We start from the raw sequence: 24,500 nt of genomic DNA, 5'->3' as shown, positions 1-24,500 counted from the left end.
ATGTACTCAGTCCCAATGTAGGAGTGAGCCTGCTCGCCATGGCGGCGGATAGCCGACCAACCTCTGTCAGATGTACTCAGCGCCCCTTGTGGGAGCGAGCTTGCTCGCGAAGGCGGCCGGATAGCCGACCAATCCGCTATCGGATGTACTCAGCCCCAATGTAGGAGTGAGCCTGCTCGCGATGGCGGCCGGATAGCCGACCAACCTCTGTCAGATGTACTCAGCCCCCTTGTGGGAGCGAGCTTGCTCGCGAAGGCGGCCTGACAGCCGACCAATTTTCTATCTGATGTACTCAGTCCCAATGTGGGAGTGAGCCTGCTCGCGATGGCGGCCGGATAGCCGACCAACCTCTGTCAGATGTACTCAGCCCCCTTGTAGGAGCGAGCCTGCTCGCGAAAGCGGCCTCACATTCACCGGTTTTCTATCAGGTTCACTCCCGCGAGCCCACAAAAAAGCCACCTTTCGGTGGCTTCTCTTCCAGCATCTGCAATCAGTCGTAAATCACTTTCTTCTTCCAGTCCGCGTCTGCCTCTACATCTTTGAGGCCGGCGGTCAGTTGGTTTTCTTCACCTTCAACCGGTGCAATCTTGTCCATGACCTGGGCGTTCGCGCGGGCCAGGAGTTTTTCCAGGTATTGCAGTTGTTCTGCGTACATCTGCGGATCCTGCTGTTTGCGCAGGTATTGCACGCCGCGTTCGAAGGCGAGGCGGGCCTGGCCGGGCTGGTTTTGTTGCAGGGACTGTTGGCCGAGGTTGTTGAAGAATTCGATGTGCAGCAGCACCAGAATGTGGCGGACTTCGCGGATCCAGTGTTTGGCTTCATTCGGTGGCAGGAAACCATCGTGGGCGGCGCGGGTGATCTGGCCGTGGAGGGCTTCGAGCAGGAAGCGCACGTCTTTGGCTTTGGCTTCGGTCAGGATCGGTGCCGGTGGGTTGTTGACCGGGATCGATTCGCCTTGGGCGACCAGGGCGCTCAGTTCGGTGATGCGTGCTTTGGTGGTGGCGCTGGTTTTTTCCAGGTTCAGCAGGCGCTGGCAGACGTTCAGTTCCAGACGGGTCAGCAGCAGCTTGAGCGCCGGGGTCATGAACTGGCCGGGGAAGGTTTCGGTCAGTTCGCCGCAACGGCGCAGGCGGTCGTTGAGTTCGACCTTGGTGCGGGCCTTCTCCAGTTTGTTGTTTTCCACCACATGGTTCATGTAGCCAATGGCGATCAGAATTGCGATCCCGGCTATGACAAGCAGGGTGATCATGAGTGGTGTCACCGGTAAGACCTCTTTATAGGGTTCGCATGCGAGTGTAGTGGCTGGGCATTTAGTCGCCTAGCGCCGCTCGACGAGTTGGATCGGCAGGTTCAATCTGTATCGGCCGCACGCTGCTTATATGAATGCTGGCGCTGCGAGTGCAGATTGCCATCACTGTGGGTGGACTATAGCGTCTTGGCGGGTGGCGGAATATAGGCGTCAATCGTCGGGCGACGGAAAACCCCGATTGCCGCCGTAAAGCAGGTCGAAGTCATTGATTTAAATAAATTTATATCAGGGGGTTGACGACCTCTCAATCCATCCATAGAATGCGCGCCACTTGCAGCGTAAAGCACACAGCGAAGCGCGGCAGGGAGTGAATGTTGTAGTGTGTCCCCTTCGTCTAGTGGCCTAGGACACCGCCCTTTCACGGCGGTAACAGGGGTTCGAGTCCCCTAGGGGACGCCAATGCGGGAATAGCTCAGTTGGTAGAGCACGACCTTGCCAAGGTCGGGGTCGCGAGTTCGAGTCTCGTTTCCCGCTCCAATTTTAAACAGCAGTGCTTTCGGGCGGTGCTGAGTGAAACCAGAACCAAGTCTTCGGGCAAGGATCTGGACACCGAAACACACACCATGTGTTCCGGGTAGCGTGTCCCCTTCGTCTAGTGGCCTAGGACACCGCCCTTTCACGGCGGTAACAGGGGTTCGAGTCCCCTAGGGGACGCCATTTGCGGGAATAGCTCAGTTGGTAGAGCACGACCTTGCCAAGGTCGGGGTCGCGAGTTCGAGTCTCGTTTCCCGCTCCAAATTCTAAAAACGCCGCTCAGTGAGCGGCGTTTTTATTAGTGAAAGTTGTAGCCTGTGTCCCCTTCGTCTAGTGGCCTAGGACACCGCCCTTTCACGGCGGTAACAGGGGTTCGAGTCCCCTAGGGGACGCCATTGCGGGAATAGCTCAGTTGGTAGAGCACGACCTTGCCAAGGTCGGGGTCGCGAGTTCGAGTCTCGTTTCCCGCTCCATATTCACAAAAACGCCGCTCAACAGAGCGGCGTTTTTGTATGCGCGATTTGTGGCTGTGTCATCAGCCATAAAGAAAAAGGCCCGCCGAAGCGATTCGGCGGGCCTTTTTGCGTTGTGCGTTTGCTTACCAGGACAGCATCAGTCGGCCAGCAAACAGAATAAGCACCACGCCCATCGTGCGTTCAAACCAATGGCCCATGCGCATGAACAGCAGGCGAACCCGATTGCTTGAGAAGAACAGCGCGACCACGACAAACCACAGCGCATTCACAAAGCACATCCACAGCCCGTAAAAGGCCTGGATCTGCAAGGGTGTGCTGGCGCTGATGATCGTGGTGAAGATGGCCAGGAAAAACAGTGTGGCCTTGGGGTTGGTTGCATTGGTCAGAAAACCGGTGCTGAAGGCTTTGAACAGGGTTTGTTCGACCACGGGCTCGTCCGCGATTTTTTCACCTTCAACGGCCGATTTGGGTTTGCTGCGCAACAGGCTGACGCCCAGATACAGGATGTAAGCACCACCAACCACCTTGGCGACAGTCAGCAGCCACGGGGTGGTGTGCATCAATGCCCCGACACCCAGCAACGTGTAGAGCACGTGCACGGAAATCCCCGCGCCGATACCTAGCGCCGTGCAGATCCCTACCAATCGGCCGAACCGTACGCTTTGGCGAATGGTGACTGCGAAGTCCGGGCCGGGAGCAACCACGGCCAGAAAGTGAATGGTTGCCAGCGCCAGAAACTCGCCCAGATAATTCGAATACATCTCAGCTCCAATAGGTCAGGGGTGAAGCATTGCCGCGATAGCCGACAAAAAAGGAAAGGCTCAAACGCGGATCGGCCACGCCCGGGGTCACCGAGTGCATGCGCCGCGAGTTGAACATGATGAAATCACCGGGTTGCGGTCGGACTTCGAGCGCAGGTGGGCCGAGCAGCGCTGGTTCAATGCCATAACTGTCGCCACGCATCTCGTCGAATTGATCCGGGGTGATGTCGTCGTCCCATATCTGCAACGCACCGCCCTCGGTCGGCATATTCAGATAGACGTTGCAGGCGAACTGCGCCTCCAGACTGCGGGCCTGGAAGCTGTCCGGAGCATCCTTGGCGAAGATGTCGTGATGGGCGAGGAAGCACACCCCGGGTTTCACCACGCGCGAAAGGCCGACATACATTTTTCGGCCGTAGAGGTTTTCCAGGTGTGCGCCGGCCGGCCAGGATTCGTCGAGCATGCAGCGCAAGGTGTCGATCGGTGAGGAGTAGGGCGCGCAGCGATTGCGCAGTTCAGCGATGTTGCTGGTGGCGCGTTCGAAGTAGTCCTCAATCAGCAGCGGCTGGTTTTCCGCCTCGTAAAATGCCATGCCGATGCGGCCGATACTCGGTGCGTTGATGTAACCCTCGAAGCCTGGAGCGAGAATCTTGTCGCCAATCTGAATGGCCAGCGGCTCAGGCAAAAAGCCTTTGACGCGGATGGCGAGGACTTCTTCGTTGGCCAGTTTTTTTATGCACGTCTCATCGAGACGCTCGACGTCTAGCATCATTTTTTTAGGTCCATCTATCGATAGTCAACGGAACCTGCGAATGCGGTTCCCCGGCGTCGGACGCTGCGTGAAGCAGCGCCCGAAATGCTCAATCCACGTTGTAGTGGACGGATAACGTGCCTTTCTTCTGCGAAAGGGACGCGATCGTGACTGTGCCCAGGTCCTTCAGGCTGCGTACGTGGGTGCCACCGCAGCCATAGGCGGGCAGTTCACCAAAACCGATTTCCCGCGCACCTTCGCGTAGCGAGGTCAGGCGGGGCAGGTCGTGTTCGATCCACTGGTCGATCCCGTGTTGAACGGTCTCTGCATCGACTTCCTGCGCGGTGTCGCCGGGTTTGAATTGCACTCGGCCTTCATCCGGCCAGTGATGGGCTTTGATCGGCATCCAGCCCAGCGCCTGGACGAAATGCCCGATCAGGTGCCCGGCCGAATGCATGCGCGTATTGAAGTGGCGGCGCTGTTCGTCGATGCGGATGCAGGTCATGCCCAGTTCCACCGGCCGGTCGACAAAATGAATGATCCGGTCCGGCTCCTGCACCACACGCAATACCTGGCTTTCACCGATCCAACCGGTATCACACGGCTGTCCGCCGCCTTGCGGATGAAACAGCGTGGCGCGCAAGACCACGGCGAATTCGTTCTCTTGGGGCGTGCAGTCGAGGACTTCCACATTGGCCTTGAGGTCATCACTATGGAAAAAGAGGCGAAGCGTCATATTCCATGCCCTTATTAAAGTTTCTTTTTTTATTATATGAATCGTGCAATAACGTGATAATCCGTTCAAACATCAAAGGACTTGTGCGCTGTGAGCATCAATCTGCCGCTACCGCTGCTTGGTGAAATGGCGATTTTCGTCAAGGTCGTCGAGACCGGTAGCTTCTCTGAAGCGGCTCGGCAGTTGGGTTCATCGCCGTCAGCGGTGAGTCGTAGTATTTCGCGTCTGGAAAAAGCCTTGGCCACGCGCCTGCTGCAGCGCACTACACGCAAACTGCGCTTGAGTGACGGTGGCGAAGAGGTGTTCAAACGCTGCCAGGAGATGGTCAGCGCGGCCAAGTCGGTGATGGAAATCAGCGGCCAGTTCACCCATGAAGCGGAAGGACTGGTGCGCGTCAGCGTGCCGAAAGCGGTGGGGCGCTTCGTGATTCATCCGCACATGCCCGAGTTCCTGCGGCGTTATCCCAAGGTCGATGTCGAGTTGTTGCTGGAGGATCGCCAGGTCGATTTGATCGACGACCATGTCGATCTGGCCATTCGCATCACCGATCGACCGCCGGCCGGGCTGGTTGGCCGGCAGTTACTGACCATCGACCATTTGCTCTGTGCCACGCCGCAGTACCTGGCCGAGCACGGCGTACCGACTCATCCGCATGATCTGCTCAATCACAGTTGTATTTATCTGGGGGAAACCCCGAGTGATGCGCGCTGGAAATTCAAGAAGGGCAGTAAGGCGGTGACGGTAGGCGTCCGCGGTCGGTATGCCGCCAATCACACAGGCGTGCGGCTGGGCGCGGTGTTGCAGCACATCGGCATCGGCAGCCTGCCGTATTTCACCGCCCGTTACGCGCTTGAGCAAAAGTTGGTGGTGCAGGTGTTGCCGGACTGGACGTTCCTCGCGTCCTATCACGGCGGATTGTGGCTGCTGCATTCGCCGACGCGCTATCTGCCACCCAAGTTGCGGGTGTTCATCGACTATCTGGTGGAGTGCCTGCAGAAAGAGCCGACCTTGAGCAAGCCCGGCAAATCAGTGGGGGAAAGCAATGCGGCGATGGCGTATGAATTGCCCGAAAGTGAAGGGTTGTTGTAGCGCAAAGCAAAAGATCGCAGCCTTCGGCAGCTCCTACAGAGGATTGCGTGAGTCCACTGTAGGAGCTGCCGAAGGCTGCGATCTTTTGATCTTCAACCCACTGTTAATTCAGTGCTTGCTGTCCTGAGCGGACATCGCCAGCAGCTGTTTTTCCTGATTCCAGTCGAACGGTTCATCGTTCTGTTCGGCTTCGTAGCGACGTTCTTCCAGTGCCTGATACAGGTCGATCTCTTCATCGGACAAGTAATGCAGGCAGTCGCCGGCGAAGAACCACAACAGATCGCGGGGGATCAGGTGGGCGATTTGCGGATAACGGCTAATCACTTGAGTCAGGATGTCCTGGCCCAGGTACTGGCTTTCGATCGGATCGATCGGCAGCGATGCCAGCAGTTCGTCGAAGCGCTCCAGGAACAAGGCATGGCTTTCTTCGGGAACCTGATCGGCCTCACCTACGGCGACCAGGATACTGCGCAGGTGGTCGAGCAAAACAAGATGATCGGCAACGACGTTGGACACGAGATAAGTCCTCAAGAGCAAAACGGGCGCGGGAGTATAAAGCTCCCGCGCCCTCTTGGACATGGTTGTCAGGATCAGCGGACTTTGCCCTCTGCCAGTTTCAGTTCCTCTTTGTCGAAGTCATCGACGTCGATCACCTTGCGTCGTGCGGCTTCGGCATCGCGCAGGCTCTGTGCTTCTCCCGGTTGCAACACCCCGGCCTCCAGCGCCGCATCGATGGCGTGTTCGCCCGCTACCGGTTTGACCTGACCGCTTTTCAGCGACGTGTGCAGTTTTTTGTGCAGTGGCTGCGCGGCATTCAGTAAATCACTGGCGTGTTGCAGCGCGCCGACGGCATCGTCTGCCGACTGCGGGCGATAGCAACCGGCAAGCAGTTCTTCCAGCGCCGGATCACCTTTGGCGCGACCAATCACGCCTGCCACCTCGGCACCGAGTTTGTCCGACGGGCCTTTGTGACGACGACCGAACGGGAACACGATGGCTCGCAGCAGGCAACCGAATACCTTGTTCGGGAAGTTGCGCAGCAATTCATCCAGCGCCCGTTCCGATTGGCCGAGGCTTTCTTCCATCGCCCAACGGAACAGTGGCTCCATGTACGCTGGCGAATCCAGATCGTGATAACGCTTGAGCGCGGCGGAGGCCAGATACAGGTTGCTCAACACATCACCCAGACGTGCCGACAGACGCTCGCGACGTTTCAGTTCGCCGCCCAGCAACATCATGCTGAAGTCGGCGAGCATGGCGAACGCCGCTGCCTGGCGGTTGAGTGCGCGGAAGTAGCCTTGGCTGATCTTGTCGCCCGGCGCATGCTCGAAGTGGCCGAAACCGAGGTTCAACACCAGCGTACTGGCCGCATTGCTTACGGCGAAACCGATGTGTTTGAGCAGCAAACCATCGAACTCTTTCAGCGCCTGATCCTTGTCCTCACGACCGGCGAGGGCCATCTCCTTCAGCACGAATGGATGGCAACGAATCGCGCCCTGACCGAAGATCATCAGGTTGCGCGACAGGATGTTTGCACCTTCCACGGTGATGAAGATCGGCGCGCCGTTCCAGCTACGCCCGAGGTAGTTGTTCGGGCCCATGATGATCGCCTTGCCACCGTGCACATCCATGGCGTGGCTGATGCACTCGCGGCCGCGCTCGGTGAGGTGATACTTGAGGATCGCCGACAGCACCGAGGGTTTTTCGCCCAGATCCACTGCGTTGGCAGTGAGCATGCGCGCCGCGTCCATCATCCAGGCGTTGCCGCCGATGCGCGCCATGGCTTCCTGAATACCTTCGAAAGCCGACAGCGGTACATTGAACTGCTCGCGAATCTGCGCGTACTGACCGGTGACCAGGCTGGTGAATTTGGCCGCGCCAGTGCCGACTGCCGGCAACGAGATCGAACGGCCGACCGACAGGCAGTTCATCAGCATCATCCAGCCCTTGCCGAGCATCTCCTGACCGCCGATGAGGAAGTCCAGCGGAATAAACACGTCTTTGCCCGAGTTCGGGCCGTTCATGAACGCCGCGCCGAGTGGCAGGTGACGACGACCGATTTCCACCCCAGCGGTATCGGTCGGAATCAACGCGAGGCTGATGCCAAGGTCTTCCTTGTCGCCCAGCAGATGCTCCGGGTCGTAGGCCTTGAAAGCCAGGCCGAGGAGGGTCGCGACAGGACCGAGGGTGATGTAGCGTTTTTCCCAGTTCAGGCGCAGGCCGATGACTTCCTGACCTTCCCATTGGCCTTTGCAGATGATCCCGGTGTCGGGCATCGCACCGGCATCGGACCCGGCGAGCGGACCGGTGAGGGCGAAGCACGGGATGTCATCGCCCCGAGCCAGCCGTGGCAGGTAGTGATTGCGTTGTTCGTCGGTGCCGTAATGCAGCAGCAGTTCGGCCGGGCCGAGGGAGTTGGGCACCATCACGGTGGAGGCGAGGTCACCGCTACGGGTAGCGAGTTTCATCGCCACCTGCGAGTGGGCGTAAGCCGAGAAGCCTTTGCCGCCAAATTCTTTCGGGATGATCAGGGCGAAGAAACCGTGTTCCTTGATATGCGCCCAGGCTTCGGGTGGCAGGTCCATCGACTGGCCGATCTGCCAGTCAGTGACCATCGCGCAGAGTTCCTCGGTCGGGCCGTCAATGAACGCCTGTTCTTCCTCACTCAATTGCGCCTTGGGATAGGCCAGCAGCTTGTCCCAGTCCGGGCGGCCGCTGAACAGCTCACCGTCCCACCACACGGTGCCGGCGTCGATTGCGTCGCGTTCGGTCTGCGACATGGGTGGCAGGGTTTTCTGGAACCAGTTGAACAACGGCGCAGTGAAATGCTTGCGACGCAGGTCGGGCAGCAGCAGCGGGGCAGCGACCACCGCCAGCAGCACCCAGAACACCAGCAACAACCAGCCCGGCGCATGACTGAAAATACCCATCGCCAGCAGGTAGACTGCCACGATGCCCAACGCAGGCAGAGGTGAAATACGCCGGTGGGCGAGATACGCCACACCAACGATCAAAACCAGTATCCACAACAACAGCATATTCAGTCCTCCGTGAACCAAGGCAAATCGACCCTCCAGAGCTTAGACGGCATCTGTAAAACCGGGTGGTCAGACCAAGGTGATTGAAATCGTGGGAAACCCCGGATGGTTTTCGTAGGTTCGGTGGGCAACACGTGTGGGAAATCGTTCGCTGATCCCGCGTCTTTGCGTCCAAGTTTGGCCGAAACGTCGTTATCTCTGTGCTGACGCTGTCGCTAGACTCGGGGCTCACCCAGGAGATTGTCGTCATGCGCGAGTATCTGAGTCCCGGCCGCTTCATCGATAGTGACCACCCGGCAGTGGTGGAGTTCGCCGAACAACATCGGGGTGCCAGCCGCGATCCGCTCGAGCGGGCGATCAATCTTTATTACGCGGTGCGTGAGGCGGTGCGCTACAACCCCTACACCTTCAGTCGCGATCCGCAGACCTTGCGTGGCAGCTATGCGCTGACGACGGGGGAGAGTTATTGCGTGCCCAAAGCCACGCTGCTTGCCGGTTGTGCGCGGCATTGCGGGATCCCGGCGCGTATCGGTCTGGCCGACGTAAAAAATCACTTATCGACGCCACGTCTGCTTGAGTTGCTGAAAAGCGACATGTTCGCCATGCACGGGTACACCGAACTGTTCCTCAATGGACGCTGGGTCAAAGCCACACCGGCGTTCAATCAGAAGCTATGCGAATTGTTCAACGTTGCGCCGCTGGAGTTCGACGGTATCAATGACAGCGTTTTCCACCCGTTCAATCGCGACGGCGCGCAGCTCATGGAGTATCTGGTCGATCACGGCCAATTCGCCGATGTCCCGGAAACGTTCTTCTTCGAACATTTGCAAAAGTGCTATCCGCATCTGTTCACTGATCAGCAGCCGCAACGGCTGGGCGATATGCAGAGTGATTTGAGCCGTACCTGATCCGGCGTATGCTGCCTGCCCACTCATTTGAAAAGAGGCGGTCATGCTGAAGATCTGGGGACGGAAAAACTCATCGAATGTCAGGAAGCCATTGTGGGCGGCTGAAGAGCTTGGCCTGGCCTACGAGGCAATCGATGCCGGCGGCGCATTTGGAGTAGTCGACACTCCCGAGTACCGGGCGATGAACCCGAACGGTCGGGTGCCGGTGATCGAAGACGACGGTTTCGTGCTGTGGGAGTCCAACGCCATCGTCCGCTATCTGCTGGCCAGACATGCGCCCGACAGTCACTGGTATCCGGCGGATCCGCAAGCGCGAGCCATCGCTGACAAATGGATGGACTGGACCACTTCAAGTTTTGCCGGTCCCTTCCGCACGGTGTTCTGGGGCGTCTTGCGCACGCCGGCGGACAAGCAGGACTGGGCTGCGATCAACGCCGCGATCAAGGAATGCAATGAGTTGCTGAGCATGGCCGATCATGCCTTGGCCAGTCAGCCATATCTCTCTGGACAAGACATCGGCATGGGCGATATCCCGCTCGGCAGTTTCATTTATGCCTGGTTCGAGATGCCCATCGAACGCGCACCACAAGCGCATCTGCAAGCCTGGTACGAGCGCTTGAAGCAGCGTCCGGCTTACCAGAAAGCGGTTATGACCGCGTTGACTTAATACTTACTATCGACACACTTGACTGTACTTGTGCGGCGGCGGCAAGCACCATTGCGCTCTGGTGCTGCGGTTGTTTCCCTCGCCGCCCGCCCTTATTTATCCCTTTCTTCCCTTCTTGGTGCGTAAATCCGATATGAGTTCCGCTCTGTCCATCCGGCAGCTAACCAAAACCTACGGCAACGGGTTCCAGGCCTTGAGTGGTATCGATCTGGACGTCGCCGAAGGTGATTTTTTCGCCTTGCTCGGCCCTAACGGTGCCGGCAAATCCACGACCATCGGCATTCTCTCGACCCTGGTGAACAAGACCAGCGGCACGGTGAATATCTTCGGCCATGACCTGGACAAAAATCCTGCGCAGCTCAAGCGCTCGATTGGCGTGGTGCCCCAGGAATTCAACTTCAATCAGTTCGAAAAGACCTTCGACATCGTCGTGACCCAGGCCGGTTACTACGGCATTCCGGCGAAGATCGCCAAGGAACGCGCCGAGCAGTACCTGACCCAGCTGGGCCTGTGGGACAAGCGCGATGTGCCGTCGCGTTCGCTGTCCGGGGGCATGAAGCGGCGTTTGATGATCGCCCGAGCGCTGGTGCACGAACCGCGTCTGCTGATCCTCGATGAACCGACCGCAGGCGTCGACATTGAGCTGCGTCGATCAATGTGGACGTTCCTCACTGAGCTGAACCAGAAAGGCATCACCATCATCCTCACCACGCACTATCTGGAAGAGGCTGAGCAGTTGTGCCGCAACATCGGCATCATCGACCACGGCACCATCGTCGAGAACACCAGCATGAAACAGTTGCTGGGCCAGTTGCACGTGGAGACCTTCCTGCTGGACCTGAAAAACGACTTGAACGCCGCGCCGCAATTGCTCGGTTATCCGGCGCGATTGATCGACAGCCACACCCTGGAAGTTCAGGTCGACAAATCCATGGGCATCACGGCGTTGTTCACCCAGTTGGCGCAGCAGAACATCGAAGTGCTGAGCCTGCGTAACAAAACCAATCGCCTCGAGGAGCTGTTCGTGTCCCTGGTGGAGAAGAATCTGTCGAAGGTGGCGGTATGAGTTCCGAATTCCGTCCCAACCTCGTCGCCCTGCAGACCATTGTTTACCGCGAGGTCAAACGCTTCACACGGATCTGGCCGCAGACGCTGCTGCCGCCGGCGATCACCATGGTTCTGTATTTCGTGATCTTCGGTAACCTGATCGGTCGGCAGATCGGCGACATGGGTGGCTTCACTTACATGGAGTACATCGTGCCGGGGCTGATCATGATGTCGGTGATCACCAACTCCTACGGCAACGTGGTCTCGAGTTTCTTCGGCAGCAAGTTCCAGCGTTCCATCGAAGAGCTGATGGTGTCGCCGGTGTCGCCGCACACTATTCTGATCGGTTTCACCATTGGCGGCGTGTTGCGTGGTCTGATGGTTGGCGTGATCGTGACCATTCTGTCGCTGTTCTTCACCCATTTGCAGGTACATCACCTCGGCGTGACCATTTTGGTGGTGGTACTGACGGCGACGATTTTCTCGCTGCTGGGCTTCATCAACGCGGTGTTCGCGCGCAACTTCGATGATATTTCTATCATCCCGACCTTTGTGCTGACACCGCTGACGTACCTGGGTGGGGTGTTCTACTCGATCACCTTGCTGCCGCCGTTCTGGCAGACCGTGTCACTGGCCAACCCGGTGCTGCACATGGTCAACGCCTTCCGTTACGGCATTCTGGGTGTGTCGGATATCAAGATCGGCATTGCGATCACCTTCATGCTGGTGGCGACCGTTGTGCTGTATCTCGGCTGTGCGCGGTTGCTGGTGAGCGGGCGCGGGATGCGTACCTGATCCAGAACCGCGTCGACTTCTTCGCGAGCAGGCTCGCTCCCACATTGGATCTATGTTGTGCTGAAGATCTTCTGTGGGAGCGAGCTTGCTCGCGAATGCAGACGCCACAAATCAGAACGGCCTCCCATTGCGGAGGCCGTTTTGCGTTCAGCGCATGCGACTCTTCTTGCGCCGCGCCCATTGCCGCGCCACCCACCAGCGCCAATACATCATCACAATGCAGTAGGCGAGGGCGCCGAGTACCAGTCCGACTACCACCGAGCCGAGCAGAAACGGCTGCCACAACGTCGACAACTCGCTGCTGATCCACTCCCAGGTCAGCTCGTCCGGTAGATGTCGGGCGGGCACATCCATCAAAAACGCCCCGGCCTGATAGGTGCAGAAGAACACCGCCGGCATGGTGATCGGATTGGTCAGCCAGACCAGGCTGACAGCAATCGGCATGTTGCCGCGCACCGTGATGGCGAGGGCGGCGGCCACCAGCATCTGCGCCGGGATCGGCAGGAACGCGGCGAACAGGCCAACCGCCATCGCCCGGGCGACCGAGTGACGATTGAGGTGCCAGAGGTTCGGGTCATGCAGCAACTTGCCGAGAAAGCGTAAGGATTTGTGTTCCCTGATGCTCGTCGGGTCGGGCATATAACGTTTGAATAAGCGCCGGGGCATAAGGCTTCTCGGTCGGTTAAGGCGGCAAGTATGTCTGGATTCTACGAAGCGCCCATTCAGACTTTGTGACAATTGTTGACGACGCGTGTAACCGATAACCGCTATGCCTAAGTGCGGGACTCTCAAGGACGGGCTTATGCGCACAGGGATGATGGCGCTCGCAGCCGGTCTGCTGGTCGCGGTTTTTATGCCGGCATTACCGCCGGTCTGGTTGATGCTGTTGTTGCCGGTCGTGGCTTTGATGCTGCTGCCGTTTCGCAGCTATCCGCTGGCGTTTTTGCTGTTTGGCTTCACGTGGGCCAGCGTCGGTGCGCAATGGGCGTTGAATGATCGTTTGCCGGCCGGGCTGGATGGCGAAACCCGGTGGGTTGAAGGGTGGGTCGTCGGTTTGCCGCAGAGCAGCGACGGCTTGGTGCGCTTCGAATTGGCTGATGCGCACTCGCGTCATGAAAAACTGCCATCGCTGATGCGGCTTGCCTGGTACGCCGGGCCGCCGGTCAACAGCGGCGAGCGTTGGCGCTTGGCGGTCAAGCTCAAGCGTCCCGGTGGATTGCGCAATCCCGAGGCCTTCGACTACGAGGCCTGGCTGCTGGCGCAACGCATTGGCGCCACCGGCACGATCAAGGACGGCCAGCGCTTGAGCGAAGCGCGTTGGGCCTGGCGTGACAGTATTCGCCAGCGTTTGCTGAGTGTGGATGCGCAGGGGCGAAACGGCGCATTGGCGGCGTTAGTGCTGGGTGACGGCTCGGGGCTCAGTCGCGAGGACTGGCAGACTCTGCAGGACACCGGCACCGTGCACTTGCTGGTGATTTCCGGTCAGCACATCGGTTTGCTGGCGGCGCTGATGTATGGGCTGGTCGCCGGCATGGCGCGATATGGCCTGTGGCCGCTGCGCTGGCCGTGGCTGCCGTGGGCCTGTGGTATGGGGTTCGCGGCAGCACTCGGTTATGGCCTGCTTGCCGGGTTCGACGTGCCGGTGCAGCGCGCCTGCGTGATGGTCGGACTGGTGCTGTTGTGGCGCCTGCGCTTTCGTCATCTTGGCGCAGGGTGGCCGTTGTTGCTGGCGTTCAACGCTGTGCTGTTGCTGGACCCGCTCGCCAGTTTGCGTCCGGGTCTGTGGCTCTCGTTTGCGGCGGTAGCGGTGCTGATCTTTACCTTTGGCGGCCGCTTGGGCGCGTGGCGCTGGTGGCAGACCTGGACGCGGGCGCAGTGGTTGATCGCGATCGGCTTATGTCCGGTGTTGCTGGCGCTGAACCTGCCGATCAGCCTCAGCGGGCCGCTGGCCAATTTGCTTGCGGTGCCTTGGGTCAGTCTTGCGGTGTTACCGCCGGCGCTGCTTGGAACCGTGTTGCTGCCTGTTCCTTTTGTCGGCGCCGGCCTGCTGTGGCTGGCCGGCGGTTTGATCGATGGGTTGTTTCACGCGCTGGCGACGATTGCCGGGCATTGGCCGGCGTGGATCGCACCCTCGATACCCGCTTGGGTCTGGGCCATTGGCAGCCTCGGCGCCGGGTTATTACTGTTGCCGCGCGGCGTGCCGCTGCGTCCACTGGGCTGGCCGTTGTTGTTGCTGCTGGTCGTGCCGCCACGCGATCAGATAGATGAAGGATTGGCCGATATCTGGCAGCTCGATGTCGGCCAAGGCTTGGCCATCCTGATCCGGACCCGCCATCACGCGTTGCTCTACGATGCGGGGCCGCGCTTTGGTGAGTTCGACCTCGGCGAGCGTGTGGTGCTGCCTTCATTGCGCAAACTGAGCGTGGAAAAACTCGATTTGATGCTGCTCAGTCATGCCGACGCCGATCACGCCGGCGGCGCTTTGGCGATCAGCCGTGGTTTGACCGTCGATCAGGTAATCAGCGGCGACCCGGCGGGGCTGCCCGCGCAATTGAACGCCCAAGCTTGTGCAAGTGGCCAGCAATGGCAATGGGACGGCGTGCGTTTTCAACTCTGGCAGTGGGCGGACGCTGGCGACAGCAATCAGCGTTCCTGCGTATTGCAGATCGAGGCCAATGGCGAGCGCCTGCTGCTGACCGGCGACATCGACAGCCATGCCGAGCGCGTGCTGCTCGACGGTCCACTGGCCGTGCCGACGCAATGGCTGCAATCGCCCCATCATGGCAGCCGCAGTTCATCGTCAATGGCGCTGCTCAACGTCTTGAAACCCGAGTCCGTGCTGATCTCTCGAGGTCATGGCAACTCATTTGGCCATCCACACCCGACCGTGCTGGCGCGTTATCGCAAACTGGGCCTGAATATTTACGACAGCGCCGAGCAGGGCGCCATTCATCTGCAACTGGGCACCTTCAGGGCGCCACGCACGATGCGTCATCAGCGGCGTTTCTGGCGTGATCCGCCCGCACTGGCCCGCTGATCGGGACGTAGGTAAATGGGGCGTCACGGTCGTCGGGGCGGCGGGTCTTAATCGTGGATCGGTATGGTAAAGTGGCGCACTTTTTCGAGGGGACTGTCACTGTGTGGGAATTGGTCAAATCCGGCGGCTGGATGATGTTGCCGATCATTCTGAGCTCCATCGCGGCCATGGCGATCGTCGCCGAACGCCTGTGGACCCTGCGCGCCAGTCGCGTTACCCCCGAGCATCTGCTGGGCCAGGTCTGGGTCTGGATCAAGGACAAGCAGCTCAATAAAGAAAAACTCAAGGAATTGCGCGCCAATTCGCCACTGGGGGAAATCCTCGCGGCGGGCCTGGCCAATTCCAAACATGGTCGCGAGATCATGAAAGAGTGCATCGAAGAGGCCGCCGCCCGGGTCATTCATGAACTCGAGCGCTACATCAATGCTCTTGGCACTATCGCAGCCATGGCGCCATTACTGGGTCTGCTTGGCACCGTGCTGGGCATGATCGATATCTTCAGCGCGTTCACTGGCTCCGGCATGACCACCAATGCCTCGGTGTTGGCGGGCGGTATTTCCAAGGCGCTGATCACCACCGCTGCGGGCCTGATGGTCGGTATTCCGGCGGTGTTCTTCCACCGTTTCCTGCAACGCCGCATCGATGAATTGGTGGTGGGCATGGAGCAGGAAGCGATCAAGCTGGTTGAAGTGGTACAGGGCGACCGTGATGTCGACCTGGCCGAGGGCCGCGCGTGAAGTTCCGTCGCAAACCCCGGGAAACCGTGGACATCAACCTCGCGTCGCTGATCGACGTGGTGTTCATTCTGCTGCTGTTTTTCGTCGTGACCACCACGTTCACTCGCGAAACCCAATTGCGTGTTGACCTGCCGGAAGCGGTCAGCGGCTCCCCGGCCGAAGACCAGCAAGTCAAGCAGATCGACGTGGCCATCAGCGCCGAAGGCGTGTTTTCGGTGAACAACAAGATTCTGCCGAAGAACGACCTGGCGACCCTGATGGAAGCCATGCAGAAAGAGTCCAACGGCGACACCAACATGCCGTTGTCGATCAGTGCCGATGGCAAGACTCAGCATCAATCCGTGATCACCGCCATGGATGCGGCCGGCAAGCTCGGTTTCAGCCATCTGCGCATGACCACGGTCGAGGCGGCGCCCAAATCCTGATGAGCCTGTCCGATCGCTTGCTCGCCGCGTGGTATCAGGGGCACCCGGCCCTGACGCTGCTGCGGCCGCTGGAAATGCTCTATCGCCGCGTGGTGGTGGGTAAGCGCCAGCGCTTTCTTGCCGGTGAAGGTCAGATCTACCAGCCATCGGTGCCGTTAATCGTGGTCGGCAACATCACCGTCGGTGGCACCGGCAAGACGCCGATGATTCTCTGGTTGATCGAACATTGCCGACGCAGCGGTTTGCGCGTCGGCGTGGTCAGTCGTGGTTACGGCGCCAAACCGCCGCAACTGCCGTGGCGCGTTGCGGCCGAGCAAACCGCTGACATCGCCGGTGACGAACCGTTGCTGATCGTCCAGCGCACCGGCGTGCCGCTGATGATCGACCCCGATCGCAGCGCAGCGGTCAAAGCCTTGCTCGCCAGCGAACCGCTGGACCTGATTCTGTCCGATGACGGTATGCAGCATTACCGTCTGGCGCGGGATCTGGAGCTGGTGCTGATCGACGCCGCTCGCGGTCTCGGTAACAAACGCTGCTTGCCGGCAGGGCCGTTGCGTGAGCCGATCGAGCGCCTGCAAAGTGTCGACGGCGTGCTGTTCAATGGTGCCACCGAGGATCGCGATGACGGTTTCGCTTTCCGTCTGCAACCGACCGCGCTGGTCAATCTGCGCAGCGGCGAGCGCAAGTCGCTTGATCATTTTTCGCCCGGCCAGGCCGTGCACGCGGTCGCCGGGATCGGCAATCCGCAACGTTTCTTCAATACCCTCGAAGCGCTAGACTGGCGAGCAGTCCCCCATGCGTTTGCCGACCACGCCGAATACAGCGTGCAGGCGTTGAATTTCACACCGTCATTGCCGTTGGTGATGACCGAAAAGGACGCGGTGAAGTGCCGTGCCTTTGCGGCTGACGACTGGTGGTATCTGGGGGTCGATGCGCTGCCGTCGCCGGCCTTTGTGGCCTGGTTCGACACGCAGCTGATGCGCCTGTTGCCGGATCGTCTTTTGCCTTAACTCTTTACTCAGGGAATGTTCATGGACACCAAATTGCTCGATATCCTCGCGTGCCCGATCTGCAAAGGCCCGCTCAAGCTCAGCGCCGACAAGACCGAACTGATCAGCAAGGGCGCCGGTCTGGCGTACCCGATCCGCGATGGCATCCCGGTCATGCTCGAAAGCGAAGCCCGCACCCTGACCACCGACGAGCGTCTGGATAAATGACCACTGCCTTCACCGTTGTCATCCCGTCGCGTTTCGCCTCGACCCGCCTGCCCGGCAAACCGCTGCTCGACATCGCCGGCAAGCCGATGATCCAGCACGTCTGGGAACAGGCGAGCAAAAGCAGCGCCAGCCGTGTGGTCGTCGCGACTGACGATGCGCGCATCGTCGAGGCCTGCAAGGCTTTTGGTGCCGAAGTGGTGCTGACCCGTGAAGATCACAATTCCGGCACCGATCGTCTGGCCGAAGTCGCGGCGAAACTGGGTCTTGAACCCGACGCGATCGTGGTCAACGTGCAGGGTGACGAGCCGCTGATTCCGCCGAGCGTGATCGATCAGGTCGCCGCCAATCTGGCTGCCCACACCGAAGCGCGCATGGCCACGCTGGCCGAGCCGATCGAAGACGTAGATACCCTGTTCAATCCGAACGTGGTCAAGGTCGTCAGTGATCTCAACGGTTTGGCGCTGACCTTCAGCCGCGCGACTTTGCCATGGGCGCGCGACGCGTTCGCCAAGAGCCGCGAGCAATTGCCCGAAGGCGTGCCGTACCGTCGCCACATAGGCATTTATGCCTACCGCGCCGGTTTCCTCCAGGACTTTGTGAGCTGGGGCCCATGCTGGCTGGAAAACACTGAATCCCTCGAGCAACTGCGTGCCCTGTGGCACGGTGTGCGGATTCATGTCGCCGACGCGCTGATCGCACCGCCGACTGGCGTTGACACGGCCGAAGACCTCGAGCGCGTTCGTCGCCTGCTGGAGGCCTGATGCGCGTTCTGTTTGTGTGCCTGGGCAACATTTGTCGATCGCCCACGGCCGAAGGCGTATTGCGCCACAAACTGCGTGAAGCAGGGCTGGCGGATCAGGTCGAAGTAGCCTCCGCCGGCACCGGTGACTGGCACGTTGGCAACCCGCCGGACAAACGCAGCCAGGCCGCGGCCAAAGTGCGCGGCTATGACCTGTCGGCGCAACGCGCGCAGCAGGTCCGCCGTGCCGATTTCGCCAGTTACGACCTGATTCTGGCCATGGACAACAGCAACCTGCGCAACCTCAAGGCGTTGCAGCCGTCCACCGGCAAAGCCGAGCTGGACCTGTTTTTGCGCCGTTATGCCGGTGTCGTCGATGAAGTGCCGGATCCGTATTACGACGGCGATCAGGGTTTCGAGCAAGTGCTGGATCTGATCGAAGCAGCCTGTGACCAATTGTTGATCGAAGTGAAGGGCCGGTTATGAGTTTGCAGGTGCAACCGCAGGTTTCCCTGAAACCGTTCAACAGTTTTGGCGTGGATGTGCGCGCGCAACTGTTCGCCGAAGCCCACAGCGATGCCGATGTCCGTGAAGCGCTGGCCTATGCCGTTGCTCATGATGTGCCGTTGCTGGTGATCGGCGGTGGCAGCAACTTGCTGCTAACGGCAGATATTCCGGCGCTGGTGCTGCGCATGGCCACGCGCGGGATTCGTGTGATCAGCAATGACGGCAACCGTGTGGTGATCGAGGCGGAAGCGGGCGAGCCGTGGCATCCGTTTGTGCAGCACACGTTGGCGCAAGGACTCTCCGGGCTGGAAAACCTCAGCCTGATTCCCGGCACGGTTGGCGCTGCGCCGATGCAGAACATCGGTGCCTACGGCGTCGAGATCAAGGATGTATTCGCCGGCCTCACCGCGCTGGATCGCCAGACCGGCGAGCTGCGCGATTTCACCCTCGAAGAATGCAACTTCGCCTACCGCGACAGCTTGTTCAAGCAGCAGCCGGGGCGTTGGCTGATTCTGCGCGTGCGCTTTGCACTCGACCGCATCGCGCATTTGCATCTGGAATACGGCCCGGTGCGTCAGCGCCTGACCGAGCAGGGCATCGAGCAGCCGACGCCTACCGACGTCAGCCGTGCGATTTGCAGTATCCGCAGCGAAAAACTGCCGGATCCGGCGGTACTCGGCAATGCCGGCAGCTTCTTCAAGAATCCGCTGGTGTCGGCGGCCATCGTCGCGAGGATCAAGGAACAGCATCCGGATGTGGTCGCCTACGCGCAGCCGAACGGACAAATGAAGCTCGCGGCAGGCTGGCTGATCGAGCGCGCCGGCTGGAAAGGTTTCCGTGAAGCCGATGCCGGCGTGCATAAACTGCAGGCGCTGGTGCTGGTCAACTACGGCGTGGCAACCGGGCTGCAACTGCTCGATCTGGCGCAACGCATCCAAAAAGACATTGCCGAACGTTTCAATGTCGACCTGGAGATGGAGCCTAATCGCTATTGAGGCTACGCTTTCAAAGCGCCATCCAAAGCCCTGCACTGATAAAAAGTGCAGGGCTTTTTTGTTAACGCTGGGTTAACTTAGCGAGCTAACGATAACCGTCATTTGCTCCACCAAAGGCCCGGTGCAGACGTTCGCGTCGGCACAAGAGAGCCTGATTAGCCTGAGTCGATCTGCGTGAACCACCGCCGATTCAACGGCGGCAGATTGCTCGACCCCATAACCACTACAAATATGCGGGCGTGCCCATGATTACCCTGAAACTCAACGGTCAAGACCATCCTCTCGATGTCACCGAAGACATGCCGCTGTTGTGGGCGATTCGTGATGTCGCCGGTTATAACGGCACCAAGTTCGGCTGCGGCATGGGGTTGTGCGGCGCCTGCACCATTCATATCGACGGCTTGCCGGCGCGCAGTTGCATCACGCCGATCGGTTCGGTGGTCGGCCAGAACGTCACCACCATCGACAACCTGCACGCCGACCCTGTGGGGCAGGTGGTACAGCAAGCCTGGCTCGACACCGCTGTAGCGCAATGCGGATTCTGTCAGGGCGGGCAGATCATGTCGGCTACCGCGTTGCTCAAGACCAACCCGAACCCGAGCGACGAGCAGATCGAAGAAGCCATGGTCGGTAACATTTGCCGCTGCGGCACCTACAACCGGATCAAGACCGCGATCCGCCAGGCTTCCACTCACTTGAAGGAGGCCAAGGCATGAGTCGCCTTCCGAATGATTTCGCCCTGAGCAATCTCAGCCGTCGCGGTTTCCTCAAAGGCGTCGGCGCCACCGGCGCGCTGGTGTTGGCCGCCAGTTGGGGTTGGCAGGATGCGTTGGCTGAAGACAAACCGAAGCAATTCGGCGCCGATGGCATGCCCAATGGCTGGATCGACGATCCGAAGGTCTACGTCAGCATTGCCGCTGACGGCACGGTCACTGTGGTGTGTAACCGTTCCGAGATGGGCCAGGGCGTGCGCACCAGTCTGACCATGGTTGTTGCTGATGAACTGGAAGCCGATTGGGCGCGCGTCAAAGTGCAGCAGGCGCCGGGTGATGAAGTGCGCTTCGGCAACCAGGACACCGACGGTTCGCGCAGCATGCGCCATTGGTATGAACCAATGCGGCGTTGCGGTGCGGCGGCGCGAACCATGCTTGAACAGGCCGCCGCTGCGCAGTGGAAAGTGCCGGTCGGTGAATGCCACGCGCAACTGCACAAAGTCATTCACAAACCGTCTGGCCGTGAGCTGGGCTATGGCGAACTGGCCGCCGCAGCCAGTGCGTTGCCGGTACCGGCGCGTGACAGCCTGCGCCTCAAGCAGCCGTCGGAGTTTCGCTACATCGGCAAGGAAGGTACGAAAGCCATCGATGGCGCAGACATCGTCAACGGTCGTGCGGTGTACGGCGCCGATGTGCATTTCGACGGCATGTTGTACGCAACTATCGCCCGTCCGGCGGTGTACGGCGGCAAGGTCAAATCGCTGGATGACAGCGCAGCGCTGAAAGTCCCCGGTGTGCTCAAAGTGCTGCAGATCGAAAGCCGTCCGCTGCCTTCCGAGTTTCAGCCACTGGGTGGTGTGGCCGTGGTCGCCAGCAATACCTGGGCCGCGATCAAGGGCCGTGAAGCGTTGAAAATCGAATGGGATGACGGCCCGAACGCCAGTTATGACTCGATCGCCTATCGCAAAGAGCTTGAAGCCGCCTCGCTGAAACCCGGCAAAGTGGTGCGCAACACCGGCGATATCGACAAGGCCCTGAGCGGTGCTGCGAGTACGCTTGAAGCATCCTACTACCTGCCGCATCTGGCCCAGGCACCGATGGAGCCAATGGTTGCCATCGCTCGCTACAAGGACGGCGTTTGCGAAGCGTGGGCACCGAGTCAGGCGCCGCAAGTCACTCGTGAGCGCATTGCCGAGCGTCTTGAACTGCCGTTCGACAATGTCACGTTCAATGTCACCTTGCTTGGCGGTGGTTTTGGTCGCAAGTCGAAACCGGATTTCGTCGTCGAAGCGGCGACTCTCGCCAAAGAGTTCCCCGGCAAAGCCGTGCGGGTGCAGTGGACGCGTGAAGATGACATCCACAACTCGTATTTCCACACCGTGTCCGCCGAGTATCTGAAGGCTGGCGTGGGCAAGGACAGCATGCCGTCCGGCTGGTTGCATCGCACCGTGGCGCCGAGCATCACCGCGCTGTTCGCGCCGGGGATGAACCATGAAGCGGCTTTCGAACTGGGCATGGGTTTCACCAACATGGCCTACGCGATTCCCAACGTACGCCTGGAAAACCCCGAGGCGACCGTGCACACACGGGTTGGCTGGTATCGCTCGGTGTCGAACATTCCTCATGGTTTTGCCATCCAGAGTTTCGTCGATGAGCTGGCGCACAAGGCTGGCGAGGATCCGCTCAAGTACCAGGTCAAACTGCTCGGTCCGGATCGGCAGATCGACCCGCGCACGTTGAGCGAAGAGTGGAACTATGGCGAGTCTCCCGAGCGTTATCCGATCGACACCGGACGCATGCGCACGGTGCTGGAAACTGCCGCGAAGGCTGCCGGTTGGGGACGCAAACTGCCCAAGGGCCGTGGTCTGGGTCTGGCGGTACATTACAGCTTCGTCACGTATGTGGCGGCGGTGATCGAAGTCGAGGTCAAGGACGACGGTACGCTGATCGTGCATAAGGCTGACATCGCTGTGGACTGCGGGCCGCAGATCAATCCTGAGCGCATCCGCTCGCAATTCGAAGGCGCTTGCGTGATGGGCTTGGGTAACGCGGTACTGGGTGAAATCAGTTTCAAGGACGGCAAGGTCCAGCAGGACAACTTCCACATGTACGAAGTGGCGCGCATGTCGCTGGCGCCGAAGGAAGTTGCCGTGCATCTGGTGACGCCGCCGGGCGAGGTGCCGTTGGGCGGTGTAGGCGAACCGGGCGTGCCGCCGATTGCCCCGGCCTTGTGTAACGCGATCTTCGCCGCCACCGGCAAGCGTATTCGCAACCTGCCGGTGCGTTACCAGTTGCAGGGCTGGCAGAAGGCAGAGGCGTAATGGACGGCGTCGACCTCAATGTCCTGCGCAGCGTCCTCGAATGGCGCCGCGCCGGACAGCGGGTGGTGCTGTTCAGCGTAGTGCAGACCTGGGGCACGGCGCCCCGGGCACCCGGTGCCATGCTCGCCTTGCGTGAGGATGGCGTGGTGATCGGTTCGGTGTCGGGCGGGTGCGTCGAGGATGACTTGATCGCCCGCCTACACGACGGCCGCATCGCCAGCGATGGGCCGCCGGTGCAGTTGATTACCTATGGCGTTACACGCGAGGAGGCGGCGCGCTTTGGCTTGCCTTGTGGCGGCACGTTGCGCCTGACTGAAGAACGGATCGGCGATCCCACGTGGGTTGCCGAGTTGCTCGCGCGGTGCGAAGCACACGAGATCGTTGCCCGTGAGTTGAACATTGAAACCGGTGAAGTGCTTCTGTCGCCGGCCAGCAAGTCTGACTCGCTGGAGTTCGACGGCAAAACCCTGCGCGCAATCTACGGCCCGCGTTGGCGTCTATTGTTGATCGGCGCCGGGCAGTTGTCGCGCTACGTGGCGGATATGGCGCGCCTGCTGGATTTCGAAGTACTGATCTGCGATCCGCGCAGCGAATTCGTCTACGGCTGGGAAGAGCATCACGGGCGTTTCGTCTCGGGCATGCCGGATGAGGCGGTGTTGAGTATCCAGACCGACGAACGTACGGCGATTGTCGCGTTGACCCATGATCCGCGGCTGGACGACATGGCGCTGCTCACGGCGCTGGATTCTCCGGCCTTCTATGTCGGCGCTCTCGGCTCTCGGGTTAACAGCCGGAAGCGTCGGGAGAATCTGGCTCAGCTAGGCTTGTCGGTGCAGGCGATCGATCGGCTGCACGGGCCGATCGGTTTGCACATCGGCAGTCATTCGCCAGCGGAAATTGCTTTGTCCCTGTTGGCGGAAATCGTCGCGATCAAGAACGGCGTCGAGTTGAAGCAGAAGAAAACTTTGGAGGACGCATGAGTCGATCCATTGCAGTGATTGTGCTGGCGGCGGGTGAGGGCAGTCGTTTTCGCCAGGTGGCAGGTGCTGATAAGGACAAGTTGCTGGCGGACTGCACCGGGCGTGATGGCGCGGTGCGTTCGGTGATTGAGCAGGTGCTGTTGAATCTGCCGGTCAGTCTCGACAAGCGTGTGCTGGTGACGACTGAAGCGCGGCCGCAAGCGATGCGCATGGCGCAGGCCTATGGCTGTGACGTGGTCTCGATTGAATCGACCGGGATGGGTGACAGCATTGCCGCTGGCGTCGCGGCATGCCCGGAGGCGGATGGCTGGTTGATTGTGTTGGGTGATATGCCGTTTATCTTGCCGTCGAGTATTGAGCGGGTGGTCGCGGCCATTGCCGATGATGCAGTGAGCGTGCCGGTGCAGGAAGGGGAGTTCGGTCATCCTGTGGGGTTTGGGCGGTCGTTTGGTGCGGGGTTGCAGGCTTTGAGTGGCGATCGAGGGGCTCGGCCGTTGTTCAAGCAGGGCAGGGTGGTGGAAGTGGTGGTGGATGATCCCGGGGTGTTGTGGGATATCGATGTGCCGGAGGCTTTGGTTTTTACTTCGTCTTGAGAGCTGCGTAAATTCCTGAGATCCCCTCACCCTAACCCTCTCCCAGAGGGAGAGGGGACTGACCGAGGTGTTCTTTCGAGGTACACCGACCTGAAACTTCGAGTCGAACTCCGGCCTTGAAACACACGGAGATCGGCTCCCTTTCCCCCTCGCCCCCTGGGGAGAGGGCTGGGGTGAGGGGGTTG

Annotated in this window: 24 protein-coding genes and 6 tRNA genes; 23 read left to right on the top strand and 7 right to left on the bottom strand. The window is 60.0% G+C overall.

Translation table 11 applies throughout. The features are described from left to right. Positions 1-490 precede the first annotated feature (490 nt). The gene (locus tag CLU80_RS05350) at positions 491-1,249 is read right to left on the bottom strand and encodes a hypothetical protein (protein WP_016986536.1); all 759 of its coding nucleotides are present in this window, start codon (positions 1,247-1,249) and stop codon (positions 491-493) included. A 383-nt stretch (positions 1,250-1,632) separates the two neighbouring features. On the opposite strand from CLU80_RS05350, the gene CLU80_RS05345 reads away from it, so the two are divergent. The 6 genes from CLU80_RS05345 to CLU80_RS05320 all read left to right on the top strand — a co-directional run bounded on the left by CLU80_RS05345 (position 1,633) and on the right by CLU80_RS05320 (position 2,256). Continuing rightward, positions 1,633-1,708: transfer RNA gene (locus CLU80_RS05345), tRNA-Glu, on the top strand. A gap of 2 nt (positions 1,709-1,710) precedes the next feature. Continuing rightward, a tRNA-Gly gene (locus tag CLU80_RS05340) sits at positions 1,711-1,786 on the top strand. Between the two features lie 104 nt (positions 1,787-1,890). Then, a tRNA-Glu gene (locus tag CLU80_RS05335) sits at positions 1,891-1,966 on the top strand. A 3-nt stretch (positions 1,967-1,969) separates the two neighbouring features. Further along, positions 1,970-2,045, top strand: a tRNA-Gly gene (locus CLU80_RS05330). Between the two features lie 57 nt (positions 2,046-2,102). After that, a tRNA-Glu gene (locus CLU80_RS05325) sits at positions 2,103-2,178 on the top strand. A gap of 2 nt (positions 2,179-2,180) precedes the next feature. Beyond that, positions 2,181-2,256 (top strand) — tRNA-Gly (locus tag CLU80_RS05320). A gap of 125 nt (positions 2,257-2,381) precedes the next feature. Here the strand turns inward: CLU80_RS05320 and CLU80_RS05315 are convergent. From CLU80_RS05315 to CLU80_RS05305, 3 genes are all read right to left on the bottom strand, one after another. After that, positions 2,382-3,020: a LysE family translocator gene (locus tag CLU80_RS05315; RefSeq protein ID WP_093435497.1), complete on the bottom strand. Its 639-nt coding sequence runs from the start codon at positions 3,018-3,020 to the stop codon at positions 2,382-2,384. 1 nt (position 3,021) lies between these two features. After that, positions 3,022-3,792, bottom strand: a complete 771-nt coding sequence (locus CLU80_RS05310) for a 2OG-Fe(II) oxygenase (RefSeq protein WP_093435492.1) — start codon at positions 3,790-3,792, stop codon at positions 3,022-3,024. A gap of 88 nt (positions 3,793-3,880) precedes the next feature. Further along, on the bottom strand, positions 3,881-4,507 hold the full coding sequence (locus CLU80_RS05305) for an alanyl-tRNA editing protein (RefSeq protein WP_093435488.1): 627 nt from the start codon (positions 4,505-4,507) through the stop codon (positions 3,881-3,883). Positions 4,508-4,597: 90 nt separating this feature from the next. Here CLU80_RS05305 and CLU80_RS05300 point away from each other — a divergent pair, with 90 nt between their 5' ends. Continuing rightward, on the top strand, positions 4,598-5,596 hold the full coding sequence (locus CLU80_RS05300) for a LysR family transcriptional regulator (RefSeq protein WP_093435485.1): 999 nt from the start codon (positions 4,598-4,600) through the stop codon (positions 5,594-5,596). Between the two features lie 108 nt (positions 5,597-5,704). On the opposite strand, the gene CLU80_RS05295 is transcribed toward CLU80_RS05300, so the two are convergent. Both CLU80_RS05295 and CLU80_RS05290 read right to left on the bottom strand, forming a co-directional pair. Next, positions 5,705-6,112, bottom strand: coding sequence for a PA2817 family protein (locus tag CLU80_RS05295; RefSeq protein WP_093435483.1), 408 nt, complete (start codon positions 6,110-6,112; stop codon positions 5,705-5,707). A 74-nt stretch (positions 6,113-6,186) separates the two neighbouring features. Further along, a complete protein-coding gene (locus CLU80_RS05290) occupies positions 6,187-8,634 on the bottom strand; it encodes an acyl-CoA dehydrogenase (protein ID WP_093435481.1) in 2,448 nt (815 codons plus the stop codon). Between the two features lie 248 nt (positions 8,635-8,882). Here CLU80_RS05290 and CLU80_RS05285 point away from each other — a divergent pair, with 248 nt between their 5' ends. From CLU80_RS05285 to CLU80_RS05270, 4 genes are all read left to right on the top strand, one after another. After that, complete coding sequence (locus tag CLU80_RS05285) at positions 8,883-9,542, top strand: transglutaminase-like domain-containing protein (RefSeq protein WP_093435478.1); 660 nt, start codon at positions 8,883-8,885, stop codon at positions 9,540-9,542. Between the two features lie 43 nt (positions 9,543-9,585). Next, positions 9,586-10,209 carry a glutathione S-transferase family protein gene (locus CLU80_RS05280; RefSeq protein ID WP_093435475.1) on the top strand — a complete coding sequence of 208 codons (624 nt, stop codon included), beginning with the start codon at positions 9,586-9,588 and terminating at the stop codon, positions 10,207-10,209. A gap of 133 nt (positions 10,210-10,342) precedes the next feature. Further along, a complete protein-coding gene (locus CLU80_RS05275; RefSeq protein WP_093435472.1) occupies positions 10,343-11,275 on the top strand; it encodes an ABC transporter ATP-binding protein in 933 nt (310 codons plus the stop codon). Further along, positions 11,272-12,051: an ABC transporter permease gene (locus tag CLU80_RS05270; protein ID WP_008087860.1), complete on the top strand. Its 780-nt coding sequence runs from the start codon at positions 11,272-11,274 to the stop codon at positions 12,049-12,051. Before CLU80_RS05275 ends, CLU80_RS05270 begins: the two co-directional genes overlap by 4 nt. A gap of 147 nt (positions 12,052-12,198) precedes the next feature. Here the strand turns inward: CLU80_RS05270 and CLU80_RS05265 are convergent, their stop codons facing one another. Next, positions 12,199-12,717, bottom strand: a complete 519-nt coding sequence (locus CLU80_RS05265; protein ID WP_099756917.1) for a DUF2062 domain-containing protein — start codon at positions 12,715-12,717, stop codon at positions 12,199-12,201. A 136-nt stretch (positions 12,718-12,853) separates the two neighbouring features. Between CLU80_RS05265 and CLU80_RS05260 the strand changes: the two genes are divergently transcribed. The 12 genes from CLU80_RS05260 to CLU80_RS05205 all read left to right on the top strand — a co-directional run bounded on the left by CLU80_RS05260 (position 12,854) and on the right by CLU80_RS05205 (position 24,315). Beyond that, complete coding sequence (locus CLU80_RS05260; RefSeq protein ID WP_099756916.1) at positions 12,854-15,088, top strand: DNA internalization-related competence protein ComEC/Rec2; 2,235 nt, start codon at positions 12,854-12,856, stop codon at positions 15,086-15,088. Between the two features lie 101 nt (positions 15,089-15,189). Beyond that, positions 15,190-15,825, top strand: a complete 636-nt coding sequence (pocA, locus tag CLU80_RS05255) for a flagellar polar localization protein PocA (RefSeq protein WP_042560451.1) — start codon at positions 15,190-15,192, stop codon at positions 15,823-15,825. Then, positions 15,822-16,250 carry a flagellar polar localization protein PocB gene (gene pocB / locus CLU80_RS05250; RefSeq protein ID WP_093435463.1) on the top strand — a complete coding sequence of 143 codons (429 nt, stop codon included), beginning with the start codon at positions 15,822-15,824 and terminating at the stop codon, positions 16,248-16,250. Before pocA ends, pocB begins: the two co-directional genes overlap by 4 nt. Then, the gene (gene lpxK / locus CLU80_RS05245; RefSeq protein ID WP_099756915.1) at positions 16,250-17,260 is read left to right on the top strand and encodes a tetraacyldisaccharide 4'-kinase; all 1,011 of its coding nucleotides are present in this window, start codon (positions 16,250-16,252) and stop codon (positions 17,258-17,260) included. Before pocB ends, lpxK begins: the two co-directional genes overlap by 1 nt. 21 nt (positions 17,261-17,281) lie before the next feature. Beyond that, positions 17,282-17,467, top strand: coding sequence for a Trm112 family protein (locus CLU80_RS05240; RefSeq protein ID WP_003174668.1), 186 nt, complete (start codon positions 17,282-17,284; stop codon positions 17,465-17,467). Further along, a complete protein-coding gene (gene kdsB, locus CLU80_RS05235; protein ID WP_095048623.1) occupies positions 17,464-18,228 on the top strand; it encodes a 3-deoxy-manno-octulosonate cytidylyltransferase in 765 nt (254 codons plus the stop codon). Before CLU80_RS05240 ends, kdsB begins: the two co-directional genes overlap by 4 nt. Then, a complete protein-coding gene (locus CLU80_RS05230) occupies positions 18,228-18,692 on the top strand; it encodes a low molecular weight protein-tyrosine-phosphatase (protein WP_093435454.1) in 465 nt (154 codons plus the stop codon). The genes kdsB and CLU80_RS05230 overlap by 1 nt, the downstream gene beginning before the upstream one ends. Next, positions 18,689-19,708: a UDP-N-acetylmuramate dehydrogenase gene (murB, locus tag CLU80_RS05225; RefSeq protein ID WP_099756914.1), complete on the top strand. Its 1,020-nt coding sequence runs from the start codon at positions 18,689-18,691 to the stop codon at positions 19,706-19,708. The genes CLU80_RS05230 and murB overlap by 4 nt, the downstream gene beginning before the upstream one ends. A 245-nt stretch (positions 19,709-19,953) precedes the next feature. After that, entirely contained in the window at positions 19,954-20,424 is a 471-nt protein-coding gene (locus CLU80_RS05220; protein ID WP_095048621.1) for a (2Fe-2S)-binding protein, read from the top strand. Beyond that, the gene (locus CLU80_RS05215) at positions 20,421-22,742 is read left to right on the top strand and encodes a xanthine dehydrogenase family protein molybdopterin-binding subunit (RefSeq protein ID WP_099756913.1); all 2,322 of its coding nucleotides are present in this window, start codon (positions 20,421-20,423) and stop codon (positions 22,740-22,742) included. The genes CLU80_RS05220 and CLU80_RS05215 overlap by 4 nt, the downstream gene beginning before the upstream one ends. Beyond that, positions 22,742-23,722: an XdhC family protein gene (locus tag CLU80_RS05210; protein WP_099756912.1), complete on the top strand. Its 981-nt coding sequence runs from the start codon at positions 22,742-22,744 to the stop codon at positions 23,720-23,722. The genes CLU80_RS05215 and CLU80_RS05210 overlap by 1 nt, the downstream gene beginning before the upstream one ends. Then, on the top strand, positions 23,719-24,315 hold the full coding sequence (locus CLU80_RS05205) for a nucleotidyltransferase family protein (RefSeq protein ID WP_099756911.1): 597 nt from the start codon (positions 23,719-23,721) through the stop codon (positions 24,313-24,315). Before CLU80_RS05210 ends, CLU80_RS05205 begins: the two co-directional genes overlap by 4 nt. Positions 24,316-24,500: the final 185 nt, after the last annotated feature.

It is taken from the genome of Pseudomonas sp. 29 (assembly GCF_002754355.1).
Classification (GTDB): domain Bacteria; phylum Pseudomonadota; class Gammaproteobacteria; order Pseudomonadales; family Pseudomonadaceae; genus Aquipseudomonas; species Aquipseudomonas neuropathica.
Note: the sequence above shows the minus strand (reverse complement) of the source record. Positions and strands in the feature narration are given on the sequence as shown.

Excerpts from the sequence above, each read along its gene's own strand:
- CLU80_RS05350 (WP_016986536.1), bottom strand. The coding sequence starts at position 1,249 with ATGATCACCCTGCTTGTCATAGCCGGGATCGCAATTCTGATCGCCATT.
- CLU80_RS05315 (WP_093435497.1), bottom strand. The coding sequence starts at position 3,020 with ATGTATTCGAATTATCTGGGCGAGTTTCTGGCGCTGGCAACCATTCAC.
- CLU80_RS05310 (WP_093435492.1), bottom strand. The coding sequence starts at position 3,792 with ATGATGCTAGACGTCGAGCGTCTCGATGAGACGTGCATAAAAAAACTG.
- CLU80_RS05305 (WP_093435488.1), bottom strand. The coding sequence starts at position 4,507 with ATGACGCTTCGCCTCTTTTTCCATAGTGATGACCTCAAGGCCAATGTG.
- CLU80_RS05290 (WP_093435481.1), bottom strand. The coding sequence starts at position 8,634 with ATGCTGTTGTTGTGGATACTGGTTTTGATCGTTGGTGTGGCGTATCTC.
- CLU80_RS05285 (WP_093435478.1), top strand. The coding sequence starts at position 8,883 with ATGCGCGAGTATCTGAGTCCCGGCCGCTTCATCGATAGTGACCACCCG.
- CLU80_RS05280 (WP_093435475.1), top strand. The coding sequence starts at position 9,586 with ATGCTGAAGATCTGGGGACGGAAAAACTCATCGAATGTCAGGAAGCCA.
- CLU80_RS05275 (WP_093435472.1), top strand. The coding sequence starts at position 10,343 with ATGAGTTCCGCTCTGTCCATCCGGCAGCTAACCAAAACCTACGGCAAC.
- CLU80_RS05270 (WP_008087860.1), top strand. The coding sequence starts at position 11,272 with ATGAGTTCCGAATTCCGTCCCAACCTCGTCGCCCTGCAGACCATTGTT.
- CLU80_RS05265 (WP_099756917.1), bottom strand. The coding sequence starts at position 12,717 with ATGCCCCGGCGCTTATTCAAACGTTATATGCCCGACCCGACGAGCATC.
- CLU80_RS05260 (WP_099756916.1), top strand. The coding sequence starts at position 12,854 with ATGCGCACAGGGATGATGGCGCTCGCAGCCGGTCTGCTGGTCGCGGTT.
- lpxK (WP_099756915.1), top strand. The coding sequence starts at position 16,250 with ATGAGCCTGTCCGATCGCTTGCTCGCCGCGTGGTATCAGGGGCACCCG.
- CLU80_RS05240 (WP_003174668.1), top strand. The coding sequence starts at position 17,282 with ATGGACACCAAATTGCTCGATATCCTCGCGTGCCCGATCTGCAAAGGC.
- kdsB (WP_095048623.1), top strand. The coding sequence starts at position 17,464 with ATGACCACTGCCTTCACCGTTGTCATCCCGTCGCGTTTCGCCTCGACC.
- CLU80_RS05230 (WP_093435454.1), top strand. The coding sequence starts at position 18,228 with ATGCGCGTTCTGTTTGTGTGCCTGGGCAACATTTGTCGATCGCCCACG.
- murB (WP_099756914.1), top strand. The coding sequence starts at position 18,689 with ATGAGTTTGCAGGTGCAACCGCAGGTTTCCCTGAAACCGTTCAACAGT.
- CLU80_RS05220 (WP_095048621.1), top strand. The coding sequence starts at position 19,954 with ATGATTACCCTGAAACTCAACGGTCAAGACCATCCTCTCGATGTCACC.
- CLU80_RS05215 (WP_099756913.1), top strand. The coding sequence starts at position 20,421 with ATGAGTCGCCTTCCGAATGATTTCGCCCTGAGCAATCTCAGCCGTCGC.
- CLU80_RS05210 (WP_099756912.1), top strand. The coding sequence starts at position 22,742 with ATGGACGGCGTCGACCTCAATGTCCTGCGCAGCGTCCTCGAATGGCGC.
- CLU80_RS05205 (WP_099756911.1), top strand. The coding sequence starts at position 23,719 with ATGAGTCGATCCATTGCAGTGATTGTGCTGGCGGCGGGTGAGGGCAGT.